Source organism: Pantoea sp. EKM21T (assembly GCF_011800405.1).
Classification (GTDB): domain Bacteria; phylum Pseudomonadota; class Gammaproteobacteria; order Enterobacterales; family Enterobacteriaceae; genus Pantoea; species Pantoea agglomerans.
Genome location: NZ_JAALFV010000006.1, coordinates 209,742 through 229,012 on the forward strand (window position 1 = coordinate 209,742; position 19,271 = coordinate 229,012).

The window sequence follows — 19,271 nt, forward strand, 5'->3', positions numbered from 1 at the left end:
AGCGGTAATGACAACGCAACCCCACTCCCCTAAAGCCCGCCCGGAAGCGCTGGCGGAACGGGTTTATCAGGCGCTGAAGGACGATATCTTCGCCTTTCGCCTGATGCCGGGCGATCGCTTCAGCGAAAGCGAAATCGCCGGACGGATGGCGGTCAGCCGCACCCCGGTCCGTCAGGCGCTGTTCCGGCTGGAACGCGAAGGCTTTGTCGAAGTCTGGTTTCGCAGCGGCTGGCAGATTAAGAACTTCGATTTCGCCTGGTTCGAATCGCTGTATGACCTGCGCACCGTGCTGGAGTGCGAGGCGGTCAAACGCCTCTGCGCACTGCCTGCGCCGCAGTGTGTCGCGCTGTTAAACGAACTGAACCAGTTCTGGTGCGAGGCGGAAGCGCTTACAGAGGGCCTGGTGGTATCGCAGCATGACGAGGCATTTCACATGACGCTGGTGGCAGCAGCGGGTAACCCGGAGATGGCACGCATTCATGCCGAACTCACCGAGAAGATCCGCATTATCCGTCGGCTCGACTTCACTCGCGACGATCGCATCTGTGCCACTTATCAGGAACATGCACAGATTTTACAGGCAATTTTTCAGCAGCAGACCGCCGGGGCGCAACGCATCCTGACCGATCACATCGCCGTGAGTAAGGCGGAGGTCAGAAAGATCACGCTGCACCGCCTTCAGCAGGCCCGACTCCAGCTCACCGAATAACACAACAACTACTCAGGGGTTTCAGATGATGAAAAGACGTTCGTTGATCAAGGCTTTCGCCCTCTCCGCTACCGTTGTCAGCATGGGGTTCGCCTGGAGTGCGCAGGCGGCTGACACCATCAAAGTGGGGATCATGCATTCGCTCTCCGGCACCATGGCGATTTCGGAAACGCCGCTGAAAGATGTGGCGCTGATGACCATTGATGAGATCAACGCCAAAGGGGGCGTGCTGGGGAAAAAGCTGGAGCCGGTGGTGGTCGATCCCGCCTCTAACTGGCCGCTGTTTGCCGAGAAGGCGCGGCAGCTGCTGACCCAGGATAAGGCGGCGGTGGTGTTTGGCTGCTGGACCTCGGTGTCGCGCAAATCGGTGCTGCCGGTGTTTGAAGAGCTGAACGGCCTGCTGTTCTATCCGGTGCAGTATGAAGGGGAAGAGATGTCACCCAACGTCTTCTACACCGGCGCTGCGCCTAACCAGCAGGCGATTCCGGCCGTGGAGTATCTGATGAGCGAAGATGGCGGCAGCGCGAAACGCTTCTTCCTGCTTGGCACCGACTATGTCTATCCGCGTACTACCAACAAGATCCTGCGCGCCTTCCTGCACAGCAAAGGCGTGGCGGATAAAGATATCGAAGAGGTCTACACGCCGTTTGGTTACAGCGACTACCAGACCATTGTCTCCAACATCAAAAAGTTTGCGGCTGGCGGCAAAACGGCAGTGGTTTCCACGATCAACGGCGACTCCAACGTGCCGTTCTACAAAGAGCTGGCGAACCAGGGGATCAAAGCCACTGACATTCCGGTGGTCGCTTTCTCGGTGGGCGAAGAGGAGCTGCGCGGCATCGACACCAAACCGCTGGTGGGTCAGTTAGCCGCCTGGAACTATTTCGAGTCTATCGATAATCCGACCAACGCGAAGTTTGTCGCCGACTACCGCGCATATGCCAAAGCACATAACCTGCCGAACGCCGCCACCGTCGTCACCAACGACCCGATGGAAGCGACCTATGTTGGCATTCATATGTGGGCGCAGGCGGTGGAAAAAGCGGGCACCACGGATGTGGACAAAGTGCGGGCGGCGATGGCCGGTCAGACCTTTAAAGCGCCGGATGGCTTTACCCTGACCATGGATCAGACCAACCATCATCTGCATAAGCCGGTCATGATTGGCGAAGTGGAAGAGAACGGCCAGTTCAGCGTGGTGTGGCAGACCGATCAGCCGGTACGCGCGCAGCCGTGGAGCCCGTACATTGCCGGTAACGACAAAAAACCCGATCACCCGGTGAAGACCGCGCAGTAATCGCGGGTTGCTGATAGATACGCAGCGTCACCCGCTGTGAAGCGGCAGCACGGCACCCCGCCGTGCTGCCCTCCCCTGACGAGGCTCCTTTTATGAATCTATGTCGCTGCTTTTTCAGCCTGCTGCTGCTGATGCCGCTGTTGGCCAGTGCCGGACCGGCGGCTGACTTTGCCGCCGCCAGCCGCAGTCAGCAGGCCACGCTGCTGCAACAGTGGGCCGCCGCACCGGATAGTCCTCGCCTGCCGCTGCTGGAAGCGCTGCATGCCGAAACGGTGGTCATCGACCAGAATAAACAGCCGTTCAGCCAGCAGGGAGCCACGCTGCAGCCGCTGGATGCGGTGGCGCAGCCCACGGGCAACCTGAAAAAGCTGTTTATGAACAATCGCCTGCGCGTGCTGGTTAACAACGCGCTGGCCGCCCACCAGCTTGTCAGCACTGATACGGCCCTGCGTCTGCGTGCAGCGCAGCAGTTGCAAAGTGAGGGCGTTGCCGACCAGCTGCCGCTGCTGGAGCAGCGTTTTGCCGCCGAGCAGGACAGCCGGGTTCATGCCGCACTGGCACTGGCGCTGGCGAATCTGCAACTGGCGGATGGCGAGCCGATGGTGCGCCTGCGGGCGGTGAAACTGCTGGGTGAGTCCAGCGATCCCAATACGCAGGCCAGCCTGCAACGCCTGACCCAGCCCGCGAATGAGCCGGACGCCACGGTACGGGCCGCCGCGGCGGAAAGTCTGCAACAGATTCAGAAACGGCTGATGTGGGGCGATCTGCTGGGGCAGGCCTTTAGCGGCCTGTCGCTGGGTTCCATACTGCTGCTGGCCGCGCTGGGTCTGGCGATCACCTATGGCCTGCTCGGGGTGATCAACATGGCGCACGGTGAAATGCTGATGCTCGGCGCTTACGCCACCTGGTGGGTACAGAGCCTGTTTCAGCAGTTTGCGCCGCACTATTTAGCCTGGTATCCGCTGCTGGCGCTGCCGGTTGCCTTTCTGGTTACCGCCGCCATCGGCATGGCGCTGGAACGCACGGTGATCCGCCATCTCTATGGCCGTCCGCTGGAGACGCTGCTCGCCACCTGGGGGATCAGCCTGATGCTTATCCAGCTGGTGCGGGTGCTGTTCGGGGCGCAAAACCTGGAGGTGGCGAATCCGGCGTGGCTTTCGGGTGGCTTGCAGTTGCTGCCCAATCTGGTGCTGCCGTGGAACCGCATCGCGGTGATCCTGTTTGTGGTGTTTGTGCTGGCACTCACCTGGCTGCTGCTGAACCGGACCCGCCTTGGCATGAACGTGCGCGCCGTGACCCAGAACCGCGCCATGGCGGATTGCTGCGGCGTGCCGACCGGCCGCGTCGATATGCTGGCGTTTGGCCTTGGCTCGGGGATTGCCGGGCTGGGCGGCGTGGCGCTGTCGCAGCTCGGTAACGTCGGGCCGGAGCTGGGCCAGGGCTACATTATCGACTCGTTCCTGGTAGTGGTGCTGGGTGGCGTCGGTCAGCTGGCGGGCACCGTGGTTGCCGCGTTCAGCCTGGGCATTCTCAACAAAGTGCTGGAGCCGCAGATTGGCGCCGTGCTGGGCAAGATCCTGATTCTGGTGATTATCGTGCTGTTTATTCAGAAACGTCCGCAGGGGCTGTTTGCGGTAAAAGGAAGGGTGACTGACTGATGACGCAACCCATCACGCTTCGCGTGGCGCGCACCGCGCCGCGCCTGACCATCAGCATTGGCCTGGCGATTACCGTGGCGCTCCTGGTGATGCCGTTTCTGGCGCTGCTGCCCGCCACGCATCCGCTGGCGATCTCCACCTATACCCTGACGCTGGTCGGCAAAATCCTCTGCTACGCGGTAGTCGCGGTGGCGCTGGATCTGGTGTGGGGCTACGCCGGACTGCTGTCGCTGGGCCACGGCCTCTTTTTCGCCCTGGGTGGATATGCCATGGGCATGTACCTGATGCGCCAGGCCGCAGGCGAGGGTTTACCCGCCTTTATGTCCTTTCTCTCCTGGCGTGAACTACCCTGGTTCTGGACCGGCACCGACTATTTCGTCTGGGCGCTCTGCCTGAGCATGCTGGTGCCGGGCCTGCTGGCGCTGATTTTTGGCTTCTTCGCCTTTCGCTCGAAGATCAAAGGCGTCTACTTCTCCATCATGACCCAGGCGCTGACCTACGCCGGGATGCTGCTGTTCTTCCGTAACGAAACCGGTTTTGGCGGCAACAATGGCTTTACCGGCTTTACCACCCTGCTCGGCTTTTCGGTGACGGCAACCCCCACCCGTATCGGGCTGTTTATCGCCACGGTGCTGCTGCTGCTGCTGAGCCTGGCGATCGGCTTCGCCCTGGCGCGCAGCAAATTTGGCCGGGTGCTGACTGCGGTGCGGGATGCGGAGAACCGCCTGATGTTCTGTGGTTACGACCCGCGCGGTTTCAAGCTGTTTGTCTGGACGCTCTCCGCCGTGCTGTGCGGCCTGGCCGGGGCGCTCTATGTGCCGCAGGTCGGCATTATCAATCCGGGTGAGATGTCACCGGCCAACTCGATTGAAGCGGCGATCTGGGTGGCGCTGGGCGGACGCGGCACGCTGATTGGCCCGCTGCTGGGCGCGGCGATTGTTAACGGCGCACGCAGCTTCTTCACCGTCGCCTTTCCCGAATACTGGCTCTTTTTCCTGGGGCTGATGTTTATCCTGGTCACGCTGTTTCTGCCGCACGGCGTGATTGGCCTGTTGCGCCGGAGGAAAAAATGAGTGATGTCCTGTTTACCCAAACTCAGCTGGCGGATCGCCATCGGGTGCAGCGCGATCCGGTGCTGCAGCTGGAGAAGATCAGCGTGTCGTTTGAAGGCTTCCGGGCGCTGACCGATCTTTCGCTGCAGATCGGCGTCGGGGAACTGCGCTGCGTGATCGGCCCCAACGGCGCGGGCAAAACCACGCTGATGGATGTGATCACCGGCAAAACCCGGCCCGATGCCGGCCGGGTGATCTACGACCAGGACAGCGATCTGACCCGTCTCTCACCGGTGGAGATCGCCCGCGCAGGGATCGGCCGCAAGTTCCAGAAGCCCACGGTGTTTGAGGCGTTAACCGTGTTCGAAAATCTGGAGATCGCGCTTAAAGCCGATAAATCGGTCTGGGCCAGCCTGCGCGCCCGCCTCAGCGGTGAACAGCGTGATCGCATTGATGAGGTGCTGAAACTGCTGCGGCTGGGCGGCGAACGCCAGCGTCGCGCGGGCCTGCTGTCGCATGGCCAGAAGCAGTTTCTGGAGATCGGCATGCTGCTGGTGCAGGAGCCGCATCTGCTGCTGCTGGATGAACCGGCCGCGGGTATGACCGACGCCGAAACGGACTATACCGCCGAGCTGTTCCGCAGCCTGGCGGGCAAGCATTCGCTGATGGTGGTGGAGCATGACATGGGGTTTGTCGAAACCATTGCCGACCATGTGACGGTGCTGCATCAGGGTCAGGTGCTGGCCGAGGGTTCGCTGCGCGACGTGCAGGCCAACGAGCAGGTTATCGACGTTTATCTGGGGCGCTGAAATGTTACAGGTTACTGAACTGAATCAATATTATGGCGGCAGTCATATTCTGCGCGGCCTGTCGTTTGAGGTAAAGATTGGCGAAATCACCTGTCTGCTGGGGCGCAATGGCGTTGGGAAGACCACGCTGCTGAAATGCCTGATGGGGCTGATCCCGGCGAAGTCGGGCGAGATTCACTGGCAGCAGCAGCGCATGAATGGCCGCAAGCCGCACCAGCGGGTGCAGGCTGGCATCGCCTATGTGCCCCAGGGGCGGGAAATCTTTCCGCGTCTGACGGTGGAAGAGAATCTGCTGATGGGGCTGTCACGCTTTCCGGCTGCGCAGGCGCGTGAAGTGCCGGAGGAGATCTACCAGCTCTTTCCGGTGCTGCTGGCGATGAAGTCACGCCGGGGCGGCGACCTCTCTGGCGGTCAGCAGCAGCAGCTGGCGATTGGCCGGGCGCTGGCCTGTCGGCCTCAGCTGCTGATCCTTGATGAGCCGACCGAAGGGATCCAGCCTTCGGTGATCAAAGAGATCGGCGCAGTGATCCGCCAGCTGGCGCAGCGGGGAGATATGGCGATCCTGCTGGTGGAGCAGTTTTATGACTTCGCGGCGGAGCTGGCGGACAGCTATCTGGTGATGTCGCGCGGAGAAATTGTGCAGCGTGGCCGCGGCGACACCATGGAAGCAGAGGGTGTGCGCGGCCTGGTGGCAATTTAAACCCGGCTCAGAGTAAGCCGGTCTCGACAGAAAAGTGGCGCTGTTCACCGTGCGCCAGGGTGATCAGCGTGCCAGCCTGCTGCGCGGCAAGAAAGCCCTCTGGCCGGCAGGTGGCGGGCAGAATATAGGCCGCCACCTGCTGATCGTGGTTGTGCAGCAGCCAGCGAGTGGCGTGCGGGAACTGTGCGGTAGAGAAGCGCGTCATCAGCGCATAGCCCTGCGGCGCATGCAACTCAAACTGCACCTCATCGCCATACTGCGGCAGATCGTCCGCGAAGAAGACGATCTCCGGATCGCAAAGCTGCGGCTGATCGAGCTGCTGTAACGCCTGCGGATCGCGCGCCAGCCGATCGGTGTAATCCCGCCAGGCGGGCGTTGGTCGCAGATGCGCCGGGATCGAGCGACGCAGCTGGAATGCCTGTTCGGGGATCGACTGCCGGAAGCGGCCCTGATCGATCCACGCGCTGTTGAGGTGACACATATACTGCAGCGGCATCGGCGCGCCAGCCAGATTAGTGACTGTCATCTCAATCGTCAGCCGGGGCTGGCCGGCCGGAATGCGGACGGCGGGTGCGGCCAGGTAGTGATGGCCGAAGCCTTTGACATATTCACACTCCCCTTCCAGCGACAGCGTCTGATCCTCCAGCACCAGCCAGGCGCTGTCCATGCGGGCGCAGGCCATCTCACCGTGCAGCGGATGATCGTCCTCTGGTGCGGGACAGCCGTTGGCCAGCAGTCCCGAATGAAACGCGAAACAGCCATAGGTGTCGATGATCGAATTTGCGGGCAGTGGCTGCTTAAAACTGTGGCCCATGGTCAGGTTGTGATCGTCGAACTCTGCGTCCCAGATCATCTGCCCGAGAAACGGCAGCACGGTCACGCTGCCGCGCCGGTTATGAATGCGCACCGCCTCAATGCCCGCCGGATAGCGAAACAGCTCAACCCGGAAATCATCGCTCTCCAGCAGCACCCAGGGTGTGGTGTGAAACTGTTCACGCGCTAAGGGTAAACGGGTTTTCATGGTAACTCCTCCGCCAGACGACCGGTCGCAACCGGCTGTTTTTTATGGCGCAGTTCGCCATAGAAGTAGAATCCGACCCAGGCGAAACAGAGCAGCGAGACGCCAAATGCCAGCTGCATAGAACCCAGTGAGTCCGAAACCAGGCCCTGCAGCGCCGGGACAAAGGCCGCACCGACAATCGCCATCACGATAAACGCGCCCGCGACTTCGGTGTATTTGTTATCGACCGTCGCCAGCGTTCCCGCGTAGATCGTCGCCCAGCAGGGACCAAACAGCACGCTGACAAAGACGGCAGCGTAAACGGCGGTAAAGTTCGGCACCAGCATCACATAAGCCAGCGTCAGCACGCCCAGCACCGAATAGGCAATCAGCACCTTCTCTGCGCGGAAACGGGTCATCAGGAAGTTCGCCACGAACTTGCCGATAAAGAAGCAGATGAAGCTGTAGATCATAAAGTTCGAGGCGTGACGTTCATTAGTCGCCCCCAGCGTCAGCGCCAGACGAATGGTAAACGACCAGACGGCCACCTGCATGCCGACATAGAGGAACTGGGTCACAATTCCGCGTTTAAAGTGTCGGTTGCCAGCCAGATAGCGGAAAGTCTCGCCCAGCGAGGGGCGCGACCTCTCGCTGCTTTCGGGTTTACAGCGCGGATAGCGGGTGAACATAAACAGCAGCATCACCACCATCAGCACCATCACCAGATATTTGTAGGGCTCCAGCGTGTGTTCCAGCATCGTCAGGCGGAACGCATGCGCCTGCTCTGCCGTCATGGTCGCCATCTGACTCTCCAGGCTGTCGCCATCCTGGAACACCAGATATTTACCCAGCACGATCCCCATCAGCGCACCTATCGGATAGAAGGTCTGGCTGACGTTGAGGCGCAGCGTGGCGTGATCACGATGGCCAATCATCGAGCTGAAGGTGTTGGCGGCGGTTTCCAGGAAACTCAGGCCGATGGCGATGGCAAATATCGCTGCCAGGAACATGGTGTAGGTCGCCATGTGCGAGGCGGGATAGAAGGCGATACAGCCGGCGATGTAGAGCGCCAGGCCGATCATGATCGCCATCTTGTAACTGGTCTTGCGGATCACCAGCGACGCGGGGATCGCAATCAGAAAATAGCCGCCATAAAAGGCACTCTGCACCAGCGCACTGGCAAAGTCGCTCAGGGCAAATACGCTTTTAAACTGGGTGATCAGGATATCGTTAAGACTCGCCGCACAGCCCCAGAGCGGAAAGAGGCACGACAGCAGAATGAACTGGAACAGCGGCGTTTTATTCAGATAGCCATCAGATTGCTGAACAATTTTCTGGTGCATGGCAGAACCTCAGTTACGGTTGAGAAAACGCTGGAAACTCTCTGCGTCGGGATAGGCGCGCTGGGTGCCGCGCCCGGTGACGCTGCAGGCGGCATAGGCAGACGCCTGGGTCATGGCGGCTGCCACATCGCCGGTTTCCACCAGCAGATACGCAAAGCAGCCGATAAAGGCATCGCCCGCGCCGCTGGTGTCGACCGCCTGAACCGGTGTGGCATCCACGCGATGGATCTCGTCGCCGCTCATCCAGACCGATCCCCGGCTGCCCAGGGTGATGATCAGATTTTTAAGGCCGCGTTTCAGCAGCGACTGTCCGGCGAGGATCACCTCTTCATCGCTGCTGACCGGCAGGCCGGTGAGGATCTCCAGCTCGGTTTCGTTGGGCATAAAGAAGTCGCATTTGCAGGCGTAATCAATATCAAGCGTGGCGACGGCCGGCGCCGGATTAAGGATCACGTTGATCTGATGCTGGCGGGCAAAATCGATGGCGTAATAGACCGTCTCCAGTGGGATCTCCAGCTGCAGGATGATCAGCTGGCAGGCTTTCAGCGCCTCAGCCGCGTCGTCGATATCGGCCGGTTTCAGCTGCTGGTTAGCACCTTTGATAATCAGAATGCGGTTCTGCGACTGGTCATCGACAAAAATTGGTGCCACGCCGCTGGAGGTGCCCGGTGCGGTGGTGACGAAGCGCGTGTCCACGCCCTGTTGTTGAAGATTTGCAACGGTGTTCGGAGCAAAGAGATCGTCACCGACCTTGCTGACCATCATCACGTTGCCGCCCATTTTTGCCGCCGCGACCGCCTGGTTGGCCCCTTTACCGCCGCAGCCAATGGCAAAGTCGGGCGCTTCAAGGGTTTCGCCCGCTTTCGGCAGGCTGTTGGTATAGGTAATCAGATCGACCATGTTTGAGCCGATGACCGCAATTGTCATGACCTTTTCTCCCGGATGTTTTTTAAACTTAAAATGTTATTAAAGTAACAATAACAATTCTTAAAGGTTAAATATGTGACAAAAACCACATCCTGACACGGTGGTGATGGGCGAACAACGGCATGCAATGGGATTTTCAGTGTTATTATTATAACAATCTAACATCATTGAACGCGGATGGTGAAAGCCACAACCGCCCGCGGTGATGTGCCGATATCACCACGCGCTGACAGTACGGCGGAGGTTTGCGGCCCTCACGGATTGCGGGTAAGATTGACTGCCAGCCTGGCGGATGAGACGCAACTCATTCAAATCTGTGAGGTTTGTAGCGTATTGACGTCGATCCCGGCGTCTTTCCTCCGCACTGCAGGATAGGGAACAGAGAGATGACCATGGAAACCCGGCGCGACGAACGCATTCACAAGCTGACGCAGGCGCTGAAACGCACCGACAAACTGCATCTGAAAGATGCGGCCCAGCTGCTTGGCGTCTCAGAGATGACGGTTCGCCGCGATTTAACCGAGCCGGGCTCCAGCGTAGTCCTGCTGGGCGGCTATATCGTCAGCGATCCGAAAAGTCATGCCAGCCACTATTTTGTCAGCGATCAGCATGGCCAGAATGCCGCCAGAAAGCAGCGGCTGGCACAGGCGGCCGCCAGCCTGATCAATGAGAACGATACGGTCTTTTTTGACTGCGGCACCACCCTGCCCTACATCGTGGATGCGATTCCCGACACCCTGTCGTTTACCGCCATCTGCTGCGCCATGAATACCTTTCTGACCCTGAAAGAGAAACCGGCCTGTAACGTGATTCTCAGCGGCGGTGAATTTCATGCCGACAACGCCCTGTTTACGCCGATTGGCGTGCATACCATCCTTGACGATCTCTGCCCGACGCTGGCCTTTATCTCTGCGGCGGGCATCGACAAAGATCAGGGCGCGACCTGCTACAACACCAATGAGCTGATGATGAAACATCACGCCATGCTGCGCGCCCGAAAGTCGGTGCTGGTGGCTGACAGCAGTAAATATGGCAAGGTGCTGCCTGCCCGCATCGCCGAGCTGCAGCGCTTTGATCTGCTGGTGAGTGACAGCGCGCCCGATCAGGCGTTGCAAAACTGGCTGGCCCAGCAGGCGATCCCGCTGCGCCTGCCCTGACGCCTCTTTCTGACATCCTCTCCTGACTCTGTCAGCGATTGAGCGTGGAAATCAGTCAGTTATGCCTGACATCGCCCGGCATCGGCTCCGCCACGCTAATATTCGCCGCCCCCCGGCTGGGATTAAACGGTGAAAAAGGCTAAACTTCGACATCATTCAAACGACCAACAGACCCAGAGGCTCAAACCAACGTGGCTCAATTCGTCTATAGCATGCATCGCGTCGGCAAAGTGGTTCCGCCGAAGCGACATATCCTGAAAAACATCTCGCTCAGCTTCTTCCCTGGCGCAAAAATTGGCGTACTCGGCCTGAACGGCGCGGGTAAATCTACCCTGCTGCGCATCATGGCCGGCATCGATAAAGATATCGAAGGGGAAGCGCGTCCGCAGCCAGGCCTCAAGATTGGCTACCTGCCGCAGGAACCGCAGCTTAACCTTGAACACACCGTGCGTGAGTCGGTAGAAGAAGCGCTGTCAGAAGTCGTTGGCGCACTGAAGCGTCTCGACGAAGTCTATGCGCTCTATGCTGAAGAAGGTGCAGACTTCGACAAACTGGCCGCTGAACAGGGCCGTCTGGAAGAGATCATCCAGGCTCACGATGGTCACAACCTGAATACCCAGCTGGAACGTGCTGCCGATGCGCTGCGCCTGCCTGACTGGGACGCGAAAATCGCCACCCTTTCCGGTGGTGAACGTCGTCGCGTCGCCCTCTGCCGCCTGCTGCTGGAAAAACCAGACATGCTGCTGCTGGACGAACCGACGAACCACCTGGACGCCGAATCTGTCGCCTGGCTGGAGCGCTTCCTGCACGACTTCGAAGGCACCGTCGTCGCGATTACGCATGACCGTTACTTCCTGGATAACGTTGCAGGCTGGATTCTGGAACTTGACCGCGGCGAAGGGATTCCGTGGGAAGGTAACTACTCCTCCTGGCTGGAGCAGAAAGATGCGCGTCTGGCGCAGGAAGCCTCCTCTGAAGCCGCTCGTCGCAAGTCGATTGAGAAAGAGCTGGAGTGGGTGCGCAAAGGGCCAAAAGGCCAGCAGTCTAAAGGCAAAGCCCGTCTGGCACGCTTTGAAGAGCTGAACAACACCGACTACCAGAAGCGTAACGAAACCAACGAACTGTTCATTCCGCCAGGTGCCCGTCTGGGTGACAAAGTGCTGGAAGTCAGCAATCTGCGTAAGTCTTATGGCGACCGTGTGCTGATTGACGATCTCTCGTTCTCGGTACCGAAAGGTGCGATTGTCGGGATTATCGGTCCGAACGGCGCGGGTAAATCAACGCTGTTCCGCATGATGTCTGGTCAGGAACAACCTGATTCCGGCGAGATTGTACTGGGTGAAACCGTGAAACTGGCCTCTGTGGATCAGTTCCGCGACAGCATGGATAACGCCAAAACCGTGTGGGAAGAAGTTTCCGGCGGTCAGGACATCATGCGCATCGGTAACACCGAGATGCCAAGCCGCGCCTATGTCGGCCGCTTTAACTTTAAAGGCGTCGATCAGGGCAAACGCGTAGGCGAACTGTCGGGTGGTGAGCGTGGTCGTCTGCACCTCGCGAAGCTGCTGCAGGTTGGCGGCAACATGCTGCTGCTCGATGAACCAACCAACGACCTGGACATTGAAACCCTGCGCGCGCTGGAAAACGCCCTGCTGGAGTTCCCGGGTTGTGCCATGGTGATCTCGCATGACCGCTGGTTCCTGGACCGTATCGCCACACACATTCTGGATTATCAGGATGAGGGCAACATCGAATTCTTCGAAGGTAACTTTACCGAATATGAAGAGTATAAGAAGCGTACCCTCGGCGCCGAAGCGCTGGAGCCGAAGCGCATCAAGTACAAGCGTATGACGAAGTAACGATGTCAGGGGGAGGCTCAGGCCTCCTCCTGCTTCACCAGTGACGTTTTAAGGGCTGAACGCAATGAAGAAAAAAGCTGAGCGGCCAGTGGCTAAAAAAGCTGAAGCGATTTATGAAGCCACTAAAGTCGCAAACTTTGCCGCAAGTTCCCTGCTGGAGGGGATACGTATTTCAGCAGATGCTGAATTATCGACCCTGGAACAGGTTCGACGCCGCTATAAGCAGTAGCAGGAAGCCAACGTGAATCGTTATCTTGTCTGGCGAGATCACTACTGTTATCCCGATTCCGATGTGCTGATCAATCGCTATGATATCCGCGAACAAACCCTGCTGGATCAGGCTGAGCGTGATGTTACCGCACTGACCATTCACACCATTAAGCTCTCTCATCCTCCTTTTACCCTTCAGTCACTGTGTCACATTCATTACTGCCTGTTTAACGAGCTTTATAGTTGGGCGGGGCAGATACGCGATATCTCTATCAGCAAAGGAGAGACCCGCTTTTGCCAGCCGGCTTTTATTCTGCGTGAAGCGGAGAAATTATTTGCAAAACTGGCGTGCGAAAGATGGCTGGAGCAGACTGACCATGAAGCTTTTTGTCATCAGGTTGCCTGGTATTACTGCGAGTTCAATATCCTGCATCCCTTTCGGGAAGGAAACGGTCGGGCATTACGCATTCTGTTCGAGCATATCATTCTTCACGCAGGCTATCAGGTGAGCTGGGAAGGCGTGAGCCCCAGCGACTGGTTAGCGGCAAATATCGCGGGTTACCAGAGTGGCCCGGAAAAAATGGCGGCACTCTTCCTGCGCCACATTGTACCGGTCAGCGATAAAACTCCCTGAACACCGGTGACTGCAGCGCGAACTCAATAAACCGCGCCAGCGCAGGTGAATTCAGTTTACGGCCCGGATAGACCAGCCAGAGCTCATTCCCCTCGATTTCCCATTCCGGCAGTACCGGCACCAGCCGGGGATCCGCCATCGCCCCGTCGGTCAGAAAGTGCGGCAGCAGCGTAATGCCCGCATCGCCCAGCGCAGATTCGCGCGCATAGAGTAAATTATCCGTGAGATGGCCTGGCGGCAGCAGCCAGCGGTAGAACTCATCATCGCGCTGCAACACCCATTCATTCCAGGCACGATGCGCTATACAGCGGTGGGCAGACAGCTGCTGTGGATGAACCAGCGGCGGATGCTGATCAAGATAGCGCTGTGAAGCGACCAGCAGTCGCGGGCAGTTGCCTATCCGGCGGCCAATCAGCGAGGACTCCTGCGGCTGACCGGTGCGCAGCGCCACATCAAAGCCCTCCTGCACCAGATCACGCATCTCATCGGAGATCGAGACATCCAGCGTCACATCGGGATAGAGACGTAAAAACGCCGCGTTACAGCGCGCCAGCAGCGTGGCACCAATCCCCGCCGGGCTGGTGATGCGCAGACGCCCGCTGGGGTTTTCGCGCAGGCTGGCGATCGCCTGATCGGCGCGTTCACTGGCCTGCATCATCTCCTGACAATGCAGCAGATAGCGCTCACCGGCAAAGGTCAGATTGAGCTGGCGGGTGGTGCGGTTCAGCAACCGAATTCCCAGCCGCTGCTCCAGCTGGCTGATGCGCTGACTGACGCTCGATTTTGGCAGCCCAGCACGTTCTGCCGCGCCGGTAAAGCTGCCGCACTCCGCCACCAGCGCAAACAGTGCCATATCCTGCCACTGACGAAATGCCATTGTTCACCTCAGACGAACACTCTATGAAAGATTGTCCATCTTATCACTGCTAAAATCAGGTTCTACACTTAAAGCCTGTTCCGAATCATCAGCCAGTCTGCCACGGACAGCGTGGCACAGCCCCTGCGGAGTGTGAGCACTCTTCAGGGCCAGAATGGCAACCACCAGATCCAGGCTTCCAGCCTGACTAAACAGGAAAAATTTATGTCTATTCGCGCTATCGCAATTAATCCGGAAAGTCCTGAAAACTTCACTGAAATTTTCCCTGACACCCCAGCACCAGGTGAGTATGACCTGCGGGTCGAAGTCAAAGCCGCGTCGGTCAACCCGGTCGATACCAAGGTTCACAAAGGGGCGAAGAAGAACGGATTAGAGCAGCCACGCATCCTCGGCTGGGATGCCAGCGGTGTGGTGCTGGAAGTGGGCAGCAAAGTCAGCAACTTTAAGCCAGGCGATAAAGTTTTTTATGCGGGTGACCTGACCCGTCCTGGCAGTAACAGCACCGAGCAGCTGGTTGACTCACGCATCACCGGTCACAAGCCAGAGAGCCTGGACTGGGCGCAGTCGGCCGCGATCCCGCTGACGGCCCTGACCGCCTGGGAAGGGCTGTTTGAGCGACTGAACCTGGAGACGGCAACGGAAGATCAGACGCTGCTGATCGTGGGCGGCGCAGGCGGCGTCGGATCGCTGGCGATCCCGCTGGCGAAACTGCGCAGCAAGGTGAAGATCATTGCCACCGCTTCGCGTGAAGATTCCGCGCAGTGGTGCCGCGATCGTGGCGCCGATCTGGTGATCAACTACAAAGATATGATTGGAGAGCTGGAAAAACAGGGCATTAAGCAGGTCGATTATATCTTCTGCCTGAATGATACCGACGGTCACTGGGAAACCATGGCAAAGCTTATTGCCCCGCAGGGTCATATCTGCACCATCGTGGAAAATGAACATCCGCTGTCGATGGATCAGCTGAAGCTGAAGAGTGCCGCACTGCACTTCGAGCTAATGTACACCCGCAGCATGTTTAACACACCGGATATGGCGCGTCAGGGTGAGATTCTGGATGCCGTCTCGGCGTTGCTGGATGAAGGTAAGCTGCAAACCACACTGAGCGAGACGCTGCACGGCCTAAGCGTTGAGACGTTAACTGCCGCCCATCAGCGCGTGCTGGAAGGCCACATGCGCGGCAAAGTGGTGATGGTGTATTAATGCGCTGACCCGGCTGCCCTGCGGCAGACCGGGTTACAGCATGCGTTACGGCTGGGCGTTTTTCTCGCCCAGCATCGCTTTCACCAGTTCAATGCAGCGCAGGAACCGGGTGTCATAATCATCTTCCTGCACGTGCAGGAATTCGATGTTGTTTTCCCGCAGCATCGTCACCAGCATCGACTGAAACTCGCGTCGATCCACGGAACTGCCCAGGCTGCGCAAGCCATCCGCAACCCACGGCACGTTGTTCTCCAGCAGAATCACCAGATCAAAGCGATATTCATCGATCAGTGCCTGCACAAACGGATGTTCACGCCCTTCATACTTCAGACAAAACGCCTGCGTGGTCACAAAGTCGGTGTCGATAAACGCCACTTTATTGGCGTATTTAACCGCGAAATCGATGTACTGCGCCTGGCCCAGCGCGATCTTGTCGTAATCTGAATATTGCAGCGCCATTTCATCACCGCCCAAGTGGGAAAAGACATAGTCGCGGCCATATTCCCAGGCACTGGTGGTATTGAAGATGTTGGCGAGTTTATTCACCAGCGTCGATTTACCGCTCGACTCCCCGCCGAGGATCGCCACGGTGCGCACAAAGAAAGGTTTCACTTCGGTCGGGATGTAATCCCAGAAGCGGAACGGATCCTGACGGATCTGCGCGCCGCTGATGCTCATAAAGGATCGGCTGGGATCGACCAGTACGGTCTGAATGCCCAGATGCTGCTGATACATCTCCGCATCGGGCGCTTCGCTGGTGTAGATGCAGTCCGGCGCAATACCGTGCTCGCTGAGAAACGCGCTGACGCCCTTACTCCAGACATCCCAGCCGTGTGGATAGGGCTCAATCCCCTCCTCATCAAAGGCGTGAATGCGGATATTTTTCTGATACTTAAAGGTCTGCAGCAGCCAGCGCAGGCGATCGCTGACCGTGGGCTGTTGTGACATCGCGCTGTTCTCAAACAGTTCGCGGTCACGTGGCTCGTCGTAGCCCATAATGATATGCAGCTCATCGACCTGGCTACAGGCGCGCTGAATCAGATAGATATGGCCGGTGTGCAGCGGATAGAATTTACCAAACACCACGCCGACCGTTTTATCGCGGCGCGGAAACTCCAGACCCAGAAAACGGTGCAGCGCCTCCAGCTTTTGCGCGCTGGGGCTTTTGATTTTGGCATTGAGCAACTGGCTCAGATAGCCTTTGGTCATGCCGCTGGCATCAGCGACCTGTTGCAGCGTGTGACCCTGCTGGCGAATGGCCGTTTTCAGATAATCAAACGACGACATGTCGTGCCTCCTGCATCAATGCGGTTAAGGTGGGAGCGGCCTGCCAGCGGCTTTTCGCTGGCGGCCGCAGGCGCGTTACAGATCGTCCAGAATCGCCAGCGCATCGGCCAGCTTCTTCGCGCTGAAAACCTGCATCCCGGCAATCGGTTTTTTCGGTGCATTCCCTGCCGGCACTATGGCGCGTTTGAAGCCATGCTTCGCCGCTTCAGCGATGCGCTCCTGACCGCTGGGCACCGGACGGATTTCGCCCGCCAGTCCCACTTCGCCGAAGATCACCAGATCCTGCGGCAACGGACGATCGCGCAGGCTCGACACCATCGACAGCATCAGCGCCAGGTCAGCACTGGTTTCAGTGACTTTGACGCCGCCGACCACGTTAACGAACACATCCTGATCCGCCATCTGCAATCCGCCATGACGGTGCAATACTGCCAGCAGAATCGCCAGGCGGTTCTGCTCCAGACCCACGGCCACGCGGCGTGGATTGCCCATCATGGAGTGATCGACCAGCGCCTGAATCTCCACCAGCAGCGGTCGCGTTCCCTCCCACAGCACCATCACCGAACTGCCCGAGGTGATCTCTTCGCCGCGCGACAGGAAAATAGCTGACGGGTTGCTGACTTCACGCATGCCCTGCTCGGTCATGGCAAACACACCCAGTTCATTAACCGCGCCGAAGCGGTTTTTATGACTGCGCAGGGTGCGGAAGCGGGAATCGGCATCGCCATCCAGCAGCACCGAACAGTCGATACAGTGTTCCAGCACTTTCGGTCCGGCCAGGGAGCCATCTTTGGTGACGTGACCGACCATGATGATCGCCACGCCGCGCGTCTTGGCGAAGCGCGTCAGGTAAGCGGCGGTTTCACGCACCTGGGCGACGCTGCCCGGCGATGACTGGATCTCCGCCATGTGCATCACCTGGATCGAGTCGATCACCATCAGTTGCGGCTGCTCCTGTTCGGCGATCAGGCAGATCTGCTCAATGCTGGTTTCCGACAGCATATTCACATTTTCGGTGGGTAATCCCAGACGATGGGCGCGCATTGCCACCTGCTGCAGTGACTCTTCGCCGGTGACATACAGGGTTTTCATCCCCTCTGACAACCGGCACATCACCTGCAGCAGCAGCGTGGATTTGCCTGCGCCGGGGCTGCCGCCAATCAGAATGGCGCTGCCCGGCACCACCCCGCCGCCCAGCACCCGGTCAAACTCTTTGAAGCTGGTCGAGAAGCGCGGTAACGCCTCCAGGCTGATTTCAGAGAGCTTCTGCACCCGGCTGGTTCCGGCGCTGCCAGCATAGCCACTCAGGCGCTCGTTACGCGCAGCCGCGGGCGAGGCGGCAATGCGCACCTCGGTGATGGTGTTCCAGGCGTGACAGGCGCTGCACTGCCCCTGCCAGCGTGGGTAATCTGCGCCACATTCGTTACAGACAAATGCGCGTTTTGCCGCTTTGGCCAAATCAATACCTCAGTTAACGCTCTTCGTGGATCAGGCTGCCGGTGAGGATGCAGAACACCCCCATTAAATCGGCATGGCGAATGGTGACCGCAGTCTGCTCATTCACCTTAGGTTTAGCATGGAACGCAATGCCCAGCGCTGAGGCTTTGATCATCAGCAGGTCATTGGCACCATCGCCGATCGCCACCGTCTGTTCCGGCGCGATGTCAAAACGCTGCGCCAGCTTCTTCAGGGTATCGGCTTTGTATTGTGCGTCGACAATCGGTCCCAGCACGTTGCCGGTCAGTTTGCCGTCGCGAATTTCGAGTTCATTAGCCACCACCGCCGACAGATGCAGCTTGTCGCGCAGGTATTCGGCGTAGTAGGTAAAGCCGCCAGACGCGATGGCAACCTGCCAGCCCAGCGCCTGCAGCTTCTGCGTCAGGGTGGTTAAGCCAGGCATCAGCGGCAGGGCATCACGCACCTGTTTCAGAATATTGGCGTCCGCGCCCTGCAGCGTGGCCACGCGCTGACGCAGGCTGGCGGTGAAGTCGAGTTCGCCGCGCATCGCACGTTCCGTGACTTCCGCCACCTGCTCGCCGCAGCCCGCCAGTTTTGCAATCTCGTCGATGCACTCGATCTGAATCGCGGTGGAGTCCATATCCATCACCAGCAGGCCTGGCGTTTTGAGATGCGGGATTTTGCCCAGCGGCGCAACATCCAGTCCGGCGTCGTGCGCCAGCTTGCTGGCAAACGGCGTCAGCGATCCCGCCAGGCGAATCACCTGATACTCATCGACGTTCCAGGCGCTGACGATCACCATGGCGGCACCCAGCTGGTGCTGGTAATCGGTCAGCCGCTGCTTATCCAGCCCGCGGCCATACAGCAGCCAGCCGGTACGGCCAGCGCGATAATCCAGCGGCATCACTTCATCACCGCTAAGAGAAAGGGGCAAACCCGGCCAGAGGGAGACATCGGCGGGAAGATCGCACCAGGTTAAACGATTTGGCATCAGAGCTCCTGTAGGGACAACAAAACCACGCAAGAGGCTACCTTGTCTGCGCCGCTTCTGGCAACATAATCTCCAGGCTTTCTGTTGTGATATGACC

The 19,271-nt window shown here is 58.8% G+C and carries 18 protein-coding genes; 11 read left to right on the top strand and 7 right to left on the bottom strand.

Annotated features, from left to right (window positions below):
* Nucleotides 1-7 precede the first annotated feature (7 nt).
* From HFD87_RS14075 to urtE, 6 genes are all read left to right on the top strand, one after another.
* Nucleotides 8-709: a GntR family transcriptional regulator gene (locus HFD87_RS14075; RefSeq protein ID WP_167423572.1), complete on the top strand. Its 702-nt coding sequence runs from the start codon at nt 8-10 to the stop codon at nt 707-709.
* Between the two features lie 28 nt (nt 710-737).
* Nucleotides 738-2,006: an urea ABC transporter substrate-binding protein gene (urtA, locus tag HFD87_RS14080; protein ID WP_031292851.1), complete on the top strand. Its 1,269-nt coding sequence runs from the start codon at nt 738-740 to the stop codon at nt 2,004-2,006.
* A 92-nt stretch (nt 2,007-2,098) separates the two neighbouring features.
* Nucleotides 2,099-3,664, top strand: coding sequence for an urea ABC transporter permease subunit UrtB (gene urtB / locus HFD87_RS14085; RefSeq protein WP_167423573.1), 1,566 nt, complete (start codon nt 2,099-2,101; stop codon nt 3,662-3,664).
* Nucleotides 3,664-4,737, top strand: coding sequence for an urea ABC transporter permease subunit UrtC (gene urtC, locus HFD87_RS14090; protein ID WP_033769609.1), 1,074 nt, complete (start codon nt 3,664-3,666; stop codon nt 4,735-4,737). Before urtB ends, urtC begins: the two co-directional genes overlap by 1 nt.
* The gene (gene urtD, locus HFD87_RS14095; protein ID WP_010253634.1) at nt 4,734-5,525 is read left to right on the top strand and encodes an urea ABC transporter ATP-binding protein UrtD; all 792 of its coding nucleotides are present in this window, start codon (nt 4,734-4,736) and stop codon (nt 5,523-5,525) included. Before urtC ends, urtD begins: the two co-directional genes overlap by 4 nt.
* A gap of 1 nt (nt 5,526) precedes the next feature.
* Nucleotides 5,527-6,225: an urea ABC transporter ATP-binding subunit UrtE gene (gene urtE / locus HFD87_RS14100; protein WP_033769607.1), complete on the top strand. Its 699-nt coding sequence runs from the start codon at nt 5,527-5,529 to the stop codon at nt 6,223-6,225.
* 7 nt (nt 6,226-6,232) lie between these two features.
* On the opposite strand, the gene HFD87_RS14105 is transcribed toward urtE, so the two are convergent.
* Genes HFD87_RS14105 through rbsK form a run of 3 tightly spaced genes read right to left on the bottom strand, consistent with a single transcriptional unit; the run spans nt 6,233 to nt 9,495 of the window.
* The gene (locus HFD87_RS14105; RefSeq protein WP_167423574.1) at nt 6,233-7,246 is read right to left on the bottom strand and encodes an aldose 1-epimerase family protein; all 1,014 of its coding nucleotides are present in this window, start codon (nt 7,244-7,246) and stop codon (nt 6,233-6,235) included.
* The gene (gene fucP, locus HFD87_RS14110; protein ID WP_167423575.1) at nt 7,243-8,568 is read right to left on the bottom strand and encodes an L-fucose:H+ symporter permease; all 1,326 of its coding nucleotides are present in this window, start codon (nt 8,566-8,568) and stop codon (nt 7,243-7,245) included. Before fucP ends, HFD87_RS14105 begins: the two co-directional genes overlap by 4 nt.
* Nucleotides 8,569-8,577: 9 nt before the next feature.
* Nucleotides 8,578-9,495 carry a ribokinase gene (gene rbsK / locus HFD87_RS14115; RefSeq protein WP_010253623.1) on the bottom strand — a complete coding sequence of 306 codons (918 nt, stop codon included), beginning with the start codon at nt 9,493-9,495 and terminating at the stop codon, nt 8,578-8,580.
* A 392-nt stretch (nt 9,496-9,887) separates the two neighbouring features.
* On the opposite strand from rbsK, the gene deoR reads away from it, so the two are divergent.
* The 4 genes from deoR to HFD87_RS14135 all read left to right on the top strand — a co-directional run bounded on the left by deoR (nt 9,888) and on the right by HFD87_RS14135 (nt 13,355).
* Entirely contained in the window at nt 9,888-10,652 is a 765-nt protein-coding gene (gene deoR, locus HFD87_RS14120) for a DNA-binding transcriptional repressor DeoR (protein WP_010253621.1), read from the top strand.
* A 191-nt stretch (nt 10,653-10,843) separates the two neighbouring features.
* Nucleotides 10,844-12,511 carry an energy-dependent translational throttle protein EttA gene (gene ettA / locus HFD87_RS14125; RefSeq protein ID WP_010253620.1) on the top strand — a complete coding sequence of 556 codons (1,668 nt, stop codon included), beginning with the start codon at nt 10,844-10,846 and terminating at the stop codon, nt 12,509-12,511.
* A gap of 64 nt (nt 12,512-12,575) precedes the next feature.
* Entirely contained in the window at nt 12,576-12,740 is a 165-nt protein-coding gene (locus HFD87_RS14130) for a YhfG family protein (RefSeq protein WP_109652447.1), read from the top strand.
* A gap of 12 nt (nt 12,741-12,752) precedes the next feature.
* Nucleotides 12,753-13,355, top strand: coding sequence for a putative adenosine monophosphate-protein transferase Fic (locus tag HFD87_RS14135; protein WP_089414589.1), 603 nt, complete (start codon nt 12,753-12,755; stop codon nt 13,353-13,355).
* On the opposite strand, the gene HFD87_RS14140 is transcribed toward HFD87_RS14135, so the two are convergent.
* Nucleotides 13,336-14,232: a LysR family transcriptional regulator gene (locus HFD87_RS14140; RefSeq protein ID WP_010253616.1), complete on the bottom strand. Its 897-nt coding sequence runs from the start codon at nt 14,230-14,232 to the stop codon at nt 13,336-13,338. The two genes, HFD87_RS14135 and HFD87_RS14140, sit on opposite strands and share 20 nt — an antisense overlap.
* 204 nt (nt 14,233-14,436) lie before the next feature.
* Between HFD87_RS14140 and HFD87_RS14145 the strand changes: the two genes are divergently transcribed.
* Nucleotides 14,437-15,438, top strand: a complete 1,002-nt coding sequence (locus HFD87_RS14145; RefSeq protein WP_167423576.1) for a zinc-binding alcohol dehydrogenase family protein — start codon at nt 14,437-14,439, stop codon at nt 15,436-15,438.
* 45 nt (nt 15,439-15,483) lie between these two features.
* On the opposite strand, the gene nadR is transcribed toward HFD87_RS14145, so the two are convergent.
* The 3 genes from nadR to serB form a co-directional block, all read right to left on the bottom strand.
* The gene (gene nadR / locus HFD87_RS14150) at nt 15,484-16,725 is read right to left on the bottom strand and encodes a multifunctional transcriptional regulator/nicotinamide-nucleotide adenylyltransferase/ribosylnicotinamide kinase NadR (RefSeq protein ID WP_010253612.1); all 1,242 of its coding nucleotides are present in this window, start codon (nt 16,723-16,725) and stop codon (nt 15,484-15,486) included.
* A gap of 75 nt (nt 16,726-16,800) precedes the next feature.
* On the bottom strand, nt 16,801-18,183 hold the full coding sequence (radA, locus tag HFD87_RS14155) for a DNA repair protein RadA (RefSeq protein ID WP_010253610.1): 1,383 nt from the start codon (nt 18,181-18,183) through the stop codon (nt 16,801-16,803).
* A gap of 13 nt (nt 18,184-18,196) precedes the next feature.
* The gene (serB, locus tag HFD87_RS14160) at nt 18,197-19,174 is read right to left on the bottom strand and encodes a phosphoserine phosphatase (protein ID WP_033770935.1); all 978 of its coding nucleotides are present in this window, start codon (nt 19,172-19,174) and stop codon (nt 18,197-18,199) included.
* Nucleotides 19,175-19,271: the final 97 nt, after the last annotated feature.